The organism is [Actinomadura] parvosata subsp. kistnae (assembly GCF_900323885.1).
Lineage (GTDB): Bacteria > Actinomycetota > Actinomycetes > Streptosporangiales > Streptosporangiaceae > Nonomuraea > Nonomuraea composti.
Window position 1 is genome coordinate 1 of record NZ_OOHJ01000009.1, and the last position, 15,332, is coordinate 15,332.

Annotated in this window: 6 protein-coding genes; 5 read left to right on the forward strand and 1 reads right to left on the reverse strand. The window is 72.8% G+C overall.

Annotated features, from left to right (window positions below; genetic code table 11):
* Nucleotides 1-160 precede the first annotated feature (160 nt).
* The gene (locus tag KIS93_RS09885; protein ID WP_186404066.1) at nucleotides 161-559 is read left to right on the forward strand and encodes an MBL fold metallo-hydrolase; all 399 of its coding nucleotides are present in this window, start codon (nucleotides 161-163) and stop codon (nucleotides 557-559) included.
* A 47-nt stretch (nucleotides 560-606) separates the two neighbouring features.
* On the opposite strand, the gene KIS93_RS09890 is transcribed toward KIS93_RS09885, so the two are convergent.
* A complete protein-coding gene (locus KIS93_RS09890; RefSeq protein ID WP_080038176.1) occupies nucleotides 607-1,230 on the reverse strand; it encodes a class I SAM-dependent methyltransferase in 624 nt (207 codons plus the stop codon).
* 66 nt (nucleotides 1,231-1,296) lie between these two features.
* Between KIS93_RS09890 and KIS93_RS09895 the strand changes: the two genes are divergently transcribed.
* From KIS93_RS09895 to KIS93_RS09910, 4 genes are all read left to right on the forward strand, one after another.
* Nucleotides 1,297-1,476 carry a hypothetical protein gene (locus tag KIS93_RS09895; protein ID WP_080038177.1) on the forward strand — a complete coding sequence of 60 codons (180 nt, stop codon included), beginning with the start codon at nucleotides 1,297-1,299 and terminating at the stop codon, nucleotides 1,474-1,476.
* 363 nt (nucleotides 1,477-1,839) lie between these two features.
* Nucleotides 1,840-2,511: a hypothetical protein gene (locus tag KIS93_RS09900; protein WP_080038178.1), complete on the forward strand. Its 672-nt coding sequence runs from the start codon at nucleotides 1,840-1,842 to the stop codon at nucleotides 2,509-2,511.
* Between the two features lie 499 nt (nucleotides 2,512-3,010).
* Nucleotides 3,011-8,773: a LamG-like jellyroll fold domain-containing protein gene (locus KIS93_RS09905; RefSeq protein ID WP_080038179.1), complete on the forward strand. Its 5,763-nt coding sequence runs from the start codon at nucleotides 3,011-3,013 to the stop codon at nucleotides 8,771-8,773.
* Nucleotides 8,774-8,847: 74 nt separating this feature from the next.
* Nucleotides 8,848-15,297 carry an RHS repeat-associated core domain-containing protein gene (locus KIS93_RS09910; protein WP_186404067.1) on the forward strand — a complete coding sequence of 2,150 codons (6,450 nt, stop codon included), beginning with the start codon at nucleotides 8,848-8,850 and terminating at the stop codon, nucleotides 15,295-15,297.
* Nucleotides 15,298-15,332: the final 35 nt, after the last annotated feature.

Below are 15,332 nucleotides of genomic sequence, written 5' to 3' on the forward strand. Positions count from 1 at the left end.
ACCACTTCGGCGGCGCCCAGTACCTCGCCGACCAGTACGGCGCCCGCGTCCTGATGAGCCGCGCCGACTGGGACCTCATCGCCGCCGAACGCCCGCCCACGCGCCCAGGCGCGACCTGGTCATCGCCGACGGCCAGCGCCTGACCCTCGGCGACACCACGGTGACGCTGCACCACACGCCCGGCCACACCCCCGGCACCGTCTCGCCGATCTTCCCGGTGCGGTGGAAGGGCCGGCGGCACACCGCGATGTTGTGGGGCGGCACCAACCCGCCCGCCGCGACGGCCGCCAAGCGCACCAACCTGGCCTCCGTGCTCTCGTTCGCCGCGACGATGCGGCGCGCCGGGGTGGACGTCGAGCTGAACAACCACGGAGGCGCCGATCACGGCCTGACCCGCATCGAGCAACTGCGCGCCGGGACCACGGGAGGCGAGAACCCGTTCGTCATCGGACGGGCCAGGACGCGCCGCTTCATGGAGGTCATGGAGACCATGCTGCGCGGCCGCATCGCCCAGGACCAGGAGCCGAGCCCCGCCCGCCCGGCCCCCGCCTGCTGCTGACGAAACGCCGTCCCGCCCCCTCGGCGGAGGGGGCGGGTGCGGTGGCTTCACGCGGGTGGCGCGGCGTCCCGTACCGCGACGAAGAACGCGTCGATCGCGTCGCGGGCCGCACCCTCGACCGGACGGGCCCTGGCCCGCGCGCGCACGACCCGCAGCCCGGCCCCGTCGACGTCGGCCGCCACGTCATTCGCCCGGTACAGCACCGCCGGGTCCTGCGGGCCGCCCGTGCCGTGTGCCAGGTTGTCGCTGTCGTGCGCGACCACCAGCAGCAGCCCGCCGGCCGCGACCGCGCCGGCCGCCGACCGCATCACCTGCCGCCGGACATCCTGCGCCACCTGGAGGTAGGCGATCACCACGAGGTCGAAGGCGCCGGGCTCGGGCACATAATCCCGTACGTCCGCCTTGACCAGCTCCACCCGGCCCGCCTGCTCGCCGAGCCGCTGCCCGGCCAGGGACCGGGCCCGCTCCAGGGCGACGGCCGAGAAGTCCACGGCGATCACGCTCCAGCCCCGCTCGGCCAGCCACAGCGCGTTCCGCCCTTCGCCCGCGGCCAGATCCAGCGCCCGCCCCGGCGGCAGGTCCGCGGCCACCTCTTCCACCCACCGGTTCGGCCCCGCCGACCACACCAGGTCCGTGGCCGCGTACCGCAGGTCCCACTGGTCACTGTCCATGACGCCAACGTACCCACGGGCCACAGCCGGGCTCCCGGACATCCGCGGCGAGCGTAACCTCGGCCGGTGAGCGCCCGGCCGTGGCCGCACTCGGGGGAGCGGGAGGCGCCGCGCCTCCCGCCGCACGTGTTGCGCCTGGTGCGCCGCGCCGGCCCGGCGGCGGTGCGCCGTCACCGGCCGGGCACCGACGACGGGTTCGCCGCACTGTGCCGGCTGACCGGGCTGGACGGCGCGTCAACGCCCTGACGCCCGCGCCACCGGCGCCCGGGCGGGGAGCGAAGCCTATGATGATGGCGGGTGTCAGAGGCAGCGTTCGCCGCCCTGCTGTGACGGCGACGGTCGAAGGCGATGTCGCCGGGAGGTGACAGCGTCCCGGTGCTCATGGTGGGAGCATGGGGGTGCTTCGCGGGATGAGGTGGCGCCGGTGCGGCCCAGGTACGAGGTCGAGGCGAGGCTCGACGCGCCCGGCAGGACGTACGGGATCGCCACGCGTCCACGTCCCGCGGGCCCGGGTGGAGCCGGGCCGCGGGCAGACGATCATCGGCAGGGCCGGGCGGGAGCACGGCCACGGCGGCGCCACCGGCCGCCCGACCGCTTTCGGAGACGGCGATGAGCGACGATCAGCGAAACCTTGAGAAAGAGGAAGCGGACTGGCGGGACCGGGTCGCCGCGCAACGTGACGCCACGAGCCAGAGACGGGACCAGGCCGCCGCCTCGCGCGACGAGGCCGCCCAGCACCGCGACGAGCAGGCGGACGAGCGCGACCAGGCCGCCCGGACGCAGGCGCGGGAGGGACACGAACGGCGCGAGGAGGAGGACACCACCGACCGGCGCCTGCACGATCTGCTGTGGGCGGCGGAGCTGCGCGACCGCGACGCCGAGCGGCGCGACCGCGACGCCGAGCGCCGGCACGGCCTGCTGACCTGGGACGGTGCCGGGATGGCCGCCGAAGCGACGCTGCTCGCCGCCGAACGCGACCAGGCCGCGGCCGAGCGCGAGCAGAACCGGCTGGACCGCGCGGAGATCCGGCGCCTGCTGAACGCGCTGCGCGAGCTGCGGCTGGGAGCCGATCGCGAGGAGGACCGCGCCCGGGAGAACGCCCTGGGCGACCGGCGCGCCTCGTCGGAGGACCGGCGGGCCAGCGCCGCCGACCGTGCCGCCGGCGACCGCGACCGGCGCGCGTCCGCCATGAACAGGCGGGAGTCGAGCACCGACCGCCAGGCCGCGGCCGGCCGGCGAACCGCCCGCAGGCTGAAGCCCGAGGACGACGACACCCCCTGACGACTCCACCCGCCACCCCCTCCCACCGCCCCTGCGCCCAAGCCAAGCCGCCCCTCCCGCCAGTCCTGGCCGCGCCGCCGCCCCGCTCAGGGCACGCGTGCCGCCCCGCCGGCCCTGGCATGCACGAGCGCGGGACGCGCGGCTGAGACGCGGGCAAGGCGCGTGCGCGGGGCGCGGTCGCCCGCCCGAAGGACACCCGGCGGATGCCGCGGGCGGGAGCGGACGAGAGGCCGGGGCGGGTGCCGGAGGCTACCGCGGCAGGTGGAGATCCCGCCCGGACTACCGCGGCGGTTTGACGGCCATCGTCAAATCCTGGGTGGACGACCAGGAAGACGCCGATCGCTATCGTGATGCCGAATGTCGGATCCGGTCACGGGTGCGGGTAAACGACCGCCGGCATTCAGCGCGCCTTTGACGAAAACCCGGCCGAACGCGCCGGGAGCATCGGCGCGCCCACCGCCTTTCACCTGCCGGGAAAAACCGTCCTAGGAGGCCGTCCATGGGATTACGGGGTGCGGCGATCCTCGTCTCTTTGGCGATGATTGCCGCGAGCGCACTGAATTTCTCGCATTACGGGGAGAAACCGGCCGCCGCCGCGGCCTCGGCGTCCGCCGCGGGGGCGGCTTCGCCACTGGCCATCATTCCGACGTCGTACCCGGTGCCGCCGGACGCGATATTCGTCGCCCCCGGCGGTGACGACGCCGACGCCGGCACCATGGACGCCCCGCTGCGCACGGCGGGCGCGGCGGTGGCGAAGGCGGCGGCGGGCAGGATGACGACGATCGTGCTGCGCGCCGGCGAGTACCGTGAGCGGCTGGGCAACGTCGCCGCGCCGGTGACCCTGCAGCCGTACCCGGGGGAGCAGGTCTGGTTCAAGGGCAGCGCGGAGATCCAGCAGAGCCAGCTGACGGCCGACGGGGGCGCCTGGCGGCTGGACGGCTGGAATCCGGGCAGCGTGTGCCGGGCGAGCGCGCCCGCGTACGACGAGTGCATGAACCCGCTGCACTTCAACGACGACAATCCGGTCGGCGGGGACCCGCAGATGGTGTTCGTGGACGGCGAGCCGCTGCGCCAGGTGGCCACCCGGGAGGAGGTCAAGGCGGGCACGTTCTTCCACGACGGAGCCACCGACCGGACGTTCATCGGCAGCGACCCGACGGGACGGCGGGTCGAGATCACCGCGAGGAAGAGCGGCATGCACTTCTTCGCCGGCGCAGACGGCTCGGTGGTGCGCGGGCTGGGGTTCGCGCACTACGGCAGCAGCCAGAACCAGAGCAAGGAACCGGCGGCGCTCATCGCCCAGGCCAAGGGCATGGTGTTCGAGAAGAACACGATCGTGCACAACGCGGCGTCGGGCCTGCTGGTCAACGCCGACGACGTACGGGTGAGCGGCAACGCGATCGCCGAGAACGGCTACCTGGGCATCGGGGCGCACCGGTCGGCGAACCTGACGGTCGAGGGCAACCGGGTGCTGCGCAACAACACCGAGCGGCTCGGCTACTCGCAGGGCTACCACCTGGCGGGCGCCGGGATGAACGCCACCCGGGTCACCGGCGCGACGGTGCGCGACAACGTCTTCGAGGCCAATCAGGGCGCCGGCCTGTGGTGCGACCTGTCGTGCGACGACGTGACGATCGTCCGTAACCTGATCCGCGCGAACTCCCGGCACGGCCTGCACTACAAGGTCTCGGGCCGGGCGCTGATCGCCTCGAACGTGCTGGCCGGCAACGGCATGGCGGGGCTGAGCCTGCTGGGCTCGAACAACGTACGAGTGATCAACAACACCTCGATCGGCAACGCGCAGGCGCTGGCGGTGCAGGAGGACGCGCGGCCGACGTGCCCGGGCGCCGACGACGTCTGCCCGACCGACGCCGAGAAGGCGGCGGGCATCACGTGGGACACCGCGAACATCACCCTGGTGAACAACGTGCTCGCCGGTGACACGAGCACGGCGCCGCTGGTCAACACCACCGACAACAACACCGCGGAGTCGGGGCGCCGGGTCGGCGCCGACGGCATGATCCCGGCCGCCCAGATGCACCACAACGGCTACTCGCGCACCGCCGCCGACACGCCGGCCACGCTCGTGCAGTGGTCGCGGGTGACCGGGTCGAGCATCCACTACACCTCGCTGGCCCAGTTCCAGGCCGCGACGGGCCGCGACGCGAGCTCCCGCTACCAGGAGACGAGCTACGTGGTCAACGCGGCGGCGGGCGACTACCGGCTGGTGCCGGGCAGCCCGGCCGAGTCGGCGGGCGCGGAGCTGCCCGCCGACGTGGCCGCGGCCCTCGGCGTGACCTCCGGCGGGCTGATCCGGCTCGGCGCGCTGGCCTGGCCGGACGAGCCGGCCAAGATCGAGCTGGTGCGCAACGGGACGCTGGAAGGGCCGTCGATCACGCCGTGGTGGTCGGCCGGCAACCCGCAGCTCACCGTGGAGAACGGGGAGCTGCGGGCGACCGTGGCCGGCGGCGCGGCGGAGCCGGGCGACGCCGTCGTCACGCAGCAGACCGGCACCCTGATCGCCGGCCGCACCTACACCGTCTCCTTCGACGCCCGCGCCTCGGCCGACGTGGCCGTCCAGGTGGCGGTGCAGGAGGGCGAGGCGCCCAGCAGCGCCGCGCTCGCCCAGAGCGTCGAGCTGGAGACGGGGCGCCAGCGTTACTCCTTCCCGTTCACCTCCACGGTCGACACCACCGCGGCCGAGGTGGTCTTCCAGCTCGGCGGCAACGGCGCGATCACCGTCCACCTCGACAACGTCTCCCTGGTGGAGAACACCTGGGGCCTGTCCAAGGAGCCGAAGCAGACCGAGGCGGAGGCGCTGGCCGCCGCCGCGGCGACCGGGCAGCTCGTCGAGGTGCTGTCGGAGCGCGGCGAGACCCGCGAGGTCTACGCGACGCCCGACGGCGGCTTCACCTCCAAGGAGCACTTCCAGCCGGTCCGGGTCGTCAAGGACGGCGCCTGGACGCCCGTCGACACCAAGCTGCGCAAGCTGGCCGACGGGTCGATCGTGCCGAACGCGGTGCCGGCCGAGATCAAGCTGTCGGGCGGCGGCACGGGCCCGCTGGTGACGATCGTCCGGGCGGGCCGGCCGATGTCGCTGACCTGGCCGGCCGCGCTGCCCAAGCCGTGGCTGGACGGCGACTCCGCCGTCTACCCCGGCATCCTCGGCCCCGACGTGGACCTGCGGGTGCGGGTCGAGCCGGAGGGCTTCTCCCACGTGCTGGTCGTGAAGACGGCCGCGGCGGCCCAGGACCCGCGCCTGGCCTCGATCAAGCTGGGGCTGTCCGCGCCGGGCCTGACCGTGCGCACGGCGGACGACGGCACCCAGGAGGCGGTCGACGCGACCACCGGCGGCGTCGTCTACGAGGCGCCGGTGCCGATCATGTGGGACTCGACGGCGCCCGCCGGGCAGGCGGCACGGGCGGCGGCGACCGCCGACGACGGGGAGAGCCCCGGCGAGGAGCTGACCGACACCGGTGTCGTGGAGGCCTCGGCCAGCCAGCCCGGCGACACCTCCAAGATCGCCACGGTGGCCACGAGCGTGGCCGGCGGCGAGATGACGCTCAAGCCGGACCCGGCGCTGCTCACCGGCGCCGACACCACCTACCCGCTCTACATCGACCCGATGTGGGACACCCCGCGTGCCTCGGCCCGCTTGATGGTGTCGAGCGCCGGCTGGTCGAAGTACAACTTCGGCAAGAACGAGGGCATGGGTCGCTGCCCCCGCGACTACCCGCCGGCCGGCCGCTACTGCAACGGCTGGTACGAGAAGCGGCTGTTCTACCGCGTCCCCACCGCCAGGTTCGCGCACAAGCAGATCATCTCGGCCGAGTTCCACGTGCAGGAGACATTCGCCACCTCGTGCAGGAAGCGCGTGGTGGACATCTACCTGGCCAAGAGCTTCGGAACGGGCTCAACCTGGAACTCCACCTCGGACAACTGGGTGCGCAGGCTGGACAGCCGGAACGTGGCCAAGGGGTGGAGCTCCGGCTGCCCCGCCGGTGACGTGCTGTTCAACGTGACCGGCGCCGTCCAGGAGGCGGCCAGGAAGGGCTGGTCGAACACCACGTTCGGGCTGCGCGCCCGTGACGGCGGCGACCAGCTCGCCTGGAAGCGGTTCGACCGCAACGCCTTCGTCCGCGTGCACTACAACAGCCCGCCGGCGCAGCCGAAGATGAGCCAGCTGTCCTCCAGCCCCGGCGGCACCTGCCGCGGCCCGTCCACTCCTGCCACGTTCAACCGGCTGCCGACCCTGTTCGCCAAGAACCTCACCGACCCCGACAACAAGGGCGTCGAAGGGGAGAAGCTCAAGGCGCAGTTCCAGGTGATCTGGACGGAGAACGGCGTCCAGAAGGTCAAGAACCTCGGCACCGTCAAGAAGATGTCGGCCAACGGCCCGCGCAAGTCCTCCTTCAGCGTGGCCGTCCCCAAGGACCTCGTTCCGCAGGGCGTCGTCGCCCACTGGGGCGTGCGCGCCTACGACGGGCGGGCGTGGAGCCCGTGGAGCTGGGACGGCAACGCCACGGCCTGCTACTTCGTCTACGACGCCAGGGCCCTGCCGGAGCCGAAGGTCACCTCCACCGGCGCCGACGGCTATCCCGCGCTCGACCCGGCCGACCCGAACCAGGTGGCGACGGACGGCGTGGGCCGGTACGGCACGTTCACGCTCGCCCTCGACACCCGCGTCAGCAAGTACGCGTGGGCGATGAACACCGACCCCGCCGAGGGGAGCGCGAAGGCCAAGACCGCCGCCACCGAGTCGATCAAGGCGATGCCCACGGTCGCCGGACTGAACACCCTGTACGTGACGGCGTGGGACGCGGCCGGCAACTGGTCGACCGGCACCTACGAGTTCTGGGTCGCCGACGGCAGGGCCCCGAAGGCGCACTGGAAGCTCGACGAGGCGGCGGGCGCGACCCGGCTGGCCGACGCGCGCAACGCGTACCCGGCCACGCCGCAGGGCGGCGCCACGCTCGGCGCGCCCGGGGCGCTGAGCACCGCGATGCGGCTGAACGGCACCACCGCCTACGCCGCCACCGGCGGCCCGGTGCTGGACACCACCCAGAACCTCGCCGTGTCGGCGTGGGTGAAGATGCCGGCCACGCTGCCCACCACCCATTTCGTCGTGGCCAGCCAGGCCGCGGCGAAGAACTCGCCGTTCTACCTGAAGTACGACCCGAACGACAAGAAGTGGAAGCTGTGGCGGGTCCAGTCCGACGCGAGCACCACCGGCGCCGGCACCGCGTACTCCAAGGAGCCGGCCCGGGCGGGCGGCTGGACGCACCTGGTCGGCGTGCAGGACGTGGTGACCAAGAAGCTGCGGCTCTACGTCAACGGCGTCGAAGGCGTGCCGGCCGACATGGGCACGGCGGCCTGGGCGGCGGGCAACGCCTTCCAGATCGGCCGGGGCCTGTACAACGGGCAGTTCGCCAACTACACGCCGGGGGTCGTGGACGACGTGCGGGTCTTCGACCGGGTGGTGACCGCCGACGAGGTGCGGGACCTCTACACGATCAAGCCCGTCGTGGAGAGCAAGTGGCACCTCAACACCGCCACCGGCACGCCGCCCGCCAGCGCCGACACCGGGCAGGGCGTCGCCTACCCGCTGACGCTCAACGGCGCCGCCAAGATCACCACGGACTTCTCCAAGGTGCTCGTGAAGTCCCCGGCCGGCACCCCCAGCGGCGCGCTGGAGCTGCCCGGCGGCGCCGGCGACTACGCCGCGGCGACCGGACCGGTGATCGACACCCGCGACAGCTTCACGATCTCGGCGTGGGTGTCCACGCCGGGCGAGCCGAGCAAGGCGATGACCGTGCTGGGCCTGGCCGGCTCGCACAACAGCGCGATCACGGTGCGCTACGACCCGGGCAAGCAACGCTACGTGCTCGACGTGCCCGACAAGGACGGCACCGGCGCGAGCACGGCCAGCGTGGAGCACTCCATGTTCCACCAGGGCAACTTCGGCGACTGGGACCACCTCGCCGTCACCTACGACGCGACCGAGGGCACGGTCACGCTGTGGGTGAACGGGGTGAAGGAGGCCGCGAGCGGCGCGGACAACCTGTCCTTCCGCCACCGCACCCGGCCCTTCGGCCCCATCGCCTCGCTCCAGATCGGCCGGAGCCTCACCGGCGGCGCCTACCCGGCGGGCCGGGCGTGGGCCGGCGCGGTCGATGACGTCTGGGTGCTGCGCGGCGTCGCCTCGCAGCAGCTCATCGACATGCTGGCGGTCCCGACGGAGATCTCCACCATCCCCGGCTGACCCCGGCGGGGCCGGTGGCCGCGCCGCCACCGGCCCCCCTCCGCCTGACTCCACGACTCGCTCGGAGGTTACGCATGACTGTCCGCGGTGTCATGACGCGGGTGGGGACCGGGCTGGCCCGCCGGCTCCGCTCCTTACGACTCAGAACGGGATTGACGACGGCACTGACGACCGTCCTGGTGGCGGGATTACTCGTGGCCCCGCCGGTGACCGGCACGGCCCAGGCCGTAGGGGAATCGCCCAAACCGGTGGACCGCGAGGCCGTGGTGCCCGGCGCGTCGCTCAAGGTCAAGGCGCGCAAGGCCGCGCCGCGCGCTCCCGAGCCGGTCGTCCGCTGGCCGGCCGCCGCCGAGGCCGAGGTCACGATCGACGGCCCGCCCGCCACCCGGCAGGCCGACGGCGCCGGGCAGGCCGACGGCGCCGGGCAGGCCGACGGCGCCGGGCAGGCCGACGGCGCCCGGTGGGCGGACGGTGCCCGGCGGGCCGGCGAGCTGCCGGTCTGGATCTCCGCTCCCACGACCACGGAGAAGGCGGCCGCACAGGGGCCGGCCGCCGAGCCCGCGACGGTCCGGGTGCGGATGCTGGACCAGGCGGCCGCCGGCCGCGCCGGCGTCAGCGGCGTGCTGCTCACCGTCGGCCGGGCGGCCGGCCCGCCGGACCAGGCGAGCGGGGCAGAGAGCGTGAAAGCGACCAGGAAAGCGAGCAGGGTGGGGCTGCGGCTGGACTACTCCGGCTTCGCCGAGGCGTTCGGCGGCGCGTTCGGGTCGCGGGTGCGGCTGGTGCGCCTGCCCGCGTGCGCGCTGACGACTCCCGCCCTGCCCGGCTGCCGGACGGCCACGCCGCTGCCGTCCGCCAACGACACCCGCGCCAAGACGGTCACGGCCGACGTCGAGGCCGCCGCGGAGCCGGCCGTGCTCGCGGCGGTCGCGGGCGCGGACAGCGCCAAGGGCGACTACAAGGCGACCGAGCTGGCCGCCTCGGCCACCTGGCAGGTCGGCACGCAGACGGGCGACTTCACCTGGTCGTACCCGCTGCGGATGCCGCCGGTGCCCGGCGGGCTCGCGCCGGAGCTGGCCGTGGCCTACTCCTCCTCGTCCATCGACGGCCGCACCTCCAGCTCCAACAACCAGGGCTCGCAGGTCGGCGACGGCTTCGACCTGTGGCCCGGCTACATCGAGCGCAAGTACCGCTCGTGCAAGGACGACGGCGTGCCCAAGGACGACACGTACGACGTCCACCCGATGGACCAGTGCTGGGGCTACGACAACGCCGTGATGACGCTCGGCGGCAAGGGCGGCGAGCTGGTGCAGTCCGGCACGAACGAGTGGCGGCTGCGCAAGGACGACGGCACCCGCGTCAGGAAGGTGTCCGGGAACGGCACCGACACCGCCAACGGCGACGACGACAACGAGTACTGGGTGGCCACCGCCCCGGACGGCAAGCGCTACTACTTCGGCAAGAACCGGATGAAGGGCTGGGCCGCCGGCAAGCCCGAGACGAAGTCGGCCTGGACGGTGCCGATCTTCGGTGACGACTCCGGCGAGCCGTGCCACGGCGACACCTTCGCCAAGTCGTGGTGCCAGCAGGCGTGGCGGTGGAACCTCGACTTCGTCGAGGACCCGCACGGCAACGCGATCGTCTACTACTACGGGCAGGAGGGCAACCGCTACGGCCGCAACCTGCGGGCCGGGGACGACACCCCGTACGTCAGGGGCGGCTACCTCAAGAGCGTCGAGTACGGGCTGGACGCCGGCGACCCGTATCCGGCCGACGCGCCGGCCAGGGTGGACTTCAAGGTCGCGGAGCGGTGCCTGCGCCCGGCGGAGGACTGCGCCGAGTCGAAGATCGACGATCACCCGTCGTACTGGGAGGACGTGCCCTGGGACCTCAACTGCGCGGCCGGCACGAAGTGCGAGAACTACAAGGGGGCTTCCGCGCCGACGTTCTGGACGCGCAAGCGGGTCGTCGAGGCGGTCACGAAGGTGATCGAGAGCGACGGGCCGGGGCACCGTACCGTCGACTCGTGGGCCTTCACCCACGACTGGGGCACCGCGGACGTGGACCGGCAGCTCCTGCTGAAGTCGATCGTGCACACCGGCCACGCCGGCCCGGCGCCGGTGGTGATGCCGCCGGTGAGCTTCGCCTACACGCAGCTCGCCAACCGGGTCGACGCCCTCGGTGACGACGTCGGCCCGTTCATCAAGAACCGGGTCGGCTCCATCACCAACGAGACCGGCGGCGTCCTGGACGTCAACTACTCGGCGGCGGACTGCCGCGTCGGCGACACGCCCAGCCCGCCGGCCAACCACCGCCGCTGCTTCCCCGTCATGTGGGAGCGCACCAGCGGCGACGCGAGCCCGACGCTGGACTGGTTCCACAAGTACGTGGTCACCCAGCTCGTGCAGACCGACCTCACCGGCGGCTCGCCCGACATGGTCACCGCCTACGACTACGGCATCGGCGAGCCCGCCTGGCGCTTCACCGACGACGACGGGCTGACCAAGGAGAAGTACCGCACCTGGTCGCAGTGGCAGGGCTACGACAAGGTCAGGGTGCGCACCGGCGTCACCGGCGCCGCCCCGTCGCAGACCGACCACTGGTTCTTCCAGGGGATGGACGGCGACCGCCTCAACCGCGACGGCGGCACCAAGAACGTCACCGCCGCCGACGGCGAGGGCGGCTCGTACCCCGACCACGAGTCGCTCCAGGGCCTGACCCTCAAGACGATCACCTACGACCGGGCCGGCGGCGAGGCCGTCAGCAAGACCATGAACCGGCCCTGGCACCACCAGACCGCCGCACGCACCCGCACGATCGACAAGGACACGATCACCGTCACGGCGAACCTCAGCGGCGTCGCCGGCACCCGCACCCTGAAGCGGCTCGACGACGGCTGGCGGGCGACGCGCTCGACCGTCACCGCGTTCAACCTCGGCACCGGCGAGCCCGCCCAGGTGGACGACGAGGGAGACCTGGACGTCACCGGCGACGAGAAGTGCGTCACCACGACGTTCACCGCCGACGGCGCCCGCGTGCTCGGCAAGCCCGCGCAGGTCAGGACCGTGGCCCGGCGCTGCGCCGACACGCCCGACCTGGCGAAGGACCTCGTCTCCGAGGAGCGCACGTACTACGACAACGGCGCCTTCAAGGCCGCGCCGACCCTGGGCGACGCGACCCTCGTGGAGAAGGCGAAGGAGGCGACGGCGACCACGGTGACGCCGCTCGCCGCGACCCGCACCACGTACGACACCTACGGCCGGCCGGTGACGGTCACCGACGCCGCGAACCGCACCACCACCACGAAGTACACCGAGACGCACGGCCTGACCACGAAGGTCGAGGTGACCGGCCCGCCCGCCAAGCCCGGCGACGCCACGACGGCGCACACCACCGCCAAGGTGCTCGACCCGGCGTGGGGCAGCCCGGTCAGCGACACCGACGCCGGCGGCCGGACCACCACCGTCCACTACGACGCGGCCGGCCACCTGACCAAGGTGTGGCTGGGCAACCGGCCCGTCTCCGCCGTGCCGGACAAGGAGTACGACTACCTCATCCGGCCCGGCGCGGTGGTGGCCGTCGCCACCAAGTCCCTGACCGCCGAGGGCGGCCAGGAGCTGTCGTACACGCTGTACGACGGCTGGCTGCGCCAGCGCCAGCTCCAGGCGGCCGGCCGCGACGGCACCACCAAGGGCCGGCTCGTCTCCGACACCTTCTACAACGCGGCCGGCCAGGTGGATCGCACCTACGAGAGCTACTACGCCGACGGCGAGCCGAGACCGGAGGTCTTCGGCGTCGCCGACCCCGGCAAGATCGAGACCCAGCACGTGTACGAGTACGACGGCCAGGGCCGCAAGACGGCCGACCGGCTGCTCGTCGGCAGCAGCGACACCCAGGAGAGGTGGCGCACCCGCTACGAGTACGGCGGCAACTGGACCAAGGTGATCCCCCCGGCGGGCGGCACCCCCGTCACCACCTTCACCGACGCCCAGGACCGCAGGACCGAGGTGCGCGAGCACCGCGCCGGCGGCCACGTCGCCACGCTGTTCCGCTACGACCACCGCGGCCTGGAGTCCTCGGTCACCGGCCCCGGCGGCCACGTCTGGACGACCGCGTACGACCTGCGCGGCCGCAAGATCCGCACGTCCGACCCGGACAAGGGCGTCACCACGTTCGCCTACAACGACGTGGACCAGCTCATCTCCACCGAGGACGCCCGCGGCAAGAAGATCGCGGTCGGCTACGACGGCATCGGCCGCAGGACCGCCCTGTACGACGCCACCACCGCGAGCCCCGGCGTGAAGGTCGCCGAATGGGTCTACGACACTGTCCGCAAGGGCCAGCTCACCAGCGCCACCCGCATCGCCGGGACGGCCAGGTACACGACCCAGATCGACATCTACGACAACCTGAACCGGCCCACGCGCCGCCGCGTCCTGCTGCCGAGCAGCGAGGGAGCGCTGGCCCCCGACGGCGGCTACGTCTTCGACACCGCCTACAACCTGGACGGCAGCGTCAAGGCCGCGAGCAGCCCGGCCGCCGGCGACCTGCCGGCGGAGAACACCGCCTTCACCTACGACGACCTCGGCCGGCTGGTCGCGTCCGGCTCCAACCTGTCGACGTACCTCGTCGGCGTCGACTACACCAAGACCGGCAAGCAGATCGGCCAGCGGCTGTCGATCGGCGCCGCCGGCAAGCAGGTCGACCAGACCTTCACCTACGAGTACGGCACGCAGCGGCTCCAGAAGGCCACCACCGCGCACGCCGGCACGCCCGGCACCGACCGCAGCGTGGAGTACCGCTACACCGACTCCGGCAACCTGCTCCAGGCCGTCGACACCTCCAGGGACGGGGTGGACAACCAGTGCTTCCGCTATGACGACCTGCAACGCCTGGCCGACGCCTGGACCCAGGAAGGCACCACCTGCGCCGCCGACCCGGGCCAGGCCACGATCGGCGGGCCGGCGCCGTACCGGGTGACCTACACCTACGACGACACCGGCAACCGGACGGGCGAGACGCACTACGGCGCGGGGCCGTCGGGCGGCACGCGGACCGCCACGCGCGGCTACCGCTACGCCGGCAACCCCGGCGTCGACCCCACGTACCGGGGCCACCAGCTCGCCGACGTGAGCGGCGCCCCCGAGTCCTACGGCTACGACCCGGTCGGCAACACCACCGAGCGCAGGACGTCGTCGGGCAACCAGACGCTGCACTGGGACGCCGAGGGCGAGCTGGTCAAGGTCGTGGACGACAAGAAGGGGGAGACCACCTTCCTCTACACCGCCGACGGGGAGCGGCTGCTGCGCCGCGACCCGGCGGGCACCACCCTCTACCTGCCCGACATGGAGGTGCGGCTGGCCAAGGGGCAGAGCGCGGCCAAGGCCGTGCGTTACCACCGCAACGCCATGCGCACCGCCCAGGGCGTCACCTTCCTCGTCAACGACCACCACGGCACCGCCGAGCTGGCGATCGACGCGGCCGACGGGTCGGTGAGCCGGCGCCGCTATACCCCGTTCGGCCAGGTCAGGGCGGCCAAGGGCGAGTGGCCCGCCGGCAACGAGAAGGGCTTCGTCGGCGGCGTCGTCGACGCCACCACGGACCTGACGACGCTCGGCGCGCGCGGCTACGACCCGAACACCGGCCGCTTCATCTCGGTGGACCCGGAGATCGAGATGGGCCGCTCCCAGCAGATGAACGGCTACAACTACGCCGACAACAACCCCACGACGCTGTCCGACCCGGACGGCCGCTTCCCGTACGTCAACTACTACCTGCTCGGCTACCGCCAGTTCTGGGTGCGGTACGGCAACTACAACTACCTCATGCGGCAGAACCTCTACCTGGTTCACGTGTACCTGAACATCTTCACCCACCGCTTCTACCTGGCGGTCAGCAACTGGTTCGTCGCCGCCCGCCAGTGGGCCTACCTCCAGGGGCCGGTCGCGCCGGGCAAGAAACCGCTGCTGCGGCAGCCCGGCATCCCCGACCTGACGCCCCGGCCCCCGGCCGAGCCGCCCAAACCGGCCGCGCCGCCGAAGCCGAAGAAGGGCACCGTCGGCCTGTGCGGCGGGCTCGGCATCAAGCTCGGCGGGTCGTTCTCCGTGGAGGCGTGCCTGGTCTTCGACCGCAAGGGCGTCGGCCTGGCCGGCACCTACAAGAACGGCCTGTCCACCTCGATCGGCGCGGGAGCCACCGGCGGCGTGTTCTACAGCCACTCCACCATCGAGGGGCTGAACACCACGCCGGGCACGTGGGACGCCTACCACGGCATCGCCTACGAGAAGAAGGGCTGGGGCGGCGGCGGGTACGTCATGACCAACAGCTCGGGCAAGGTCACGGGCGGCGGTGCCGAGGTCAGCTACGGCCTGTCGAAGGACCTCGACAAGGCGACCGACGGCGCGCTCCCCGTGAGCGTCACCACCGAGCGCGGCAAGACGGTGGCCAAACGGTTCGGCAACCCGGTGACCTGGTTCCGGGAGAGGCTGCGCGGCTTCGTCTGGGAGACCTACCACCCGGGAGGCTGAGCACGCAGCGCCCGGACGGTCCCACCGTCCGGGCG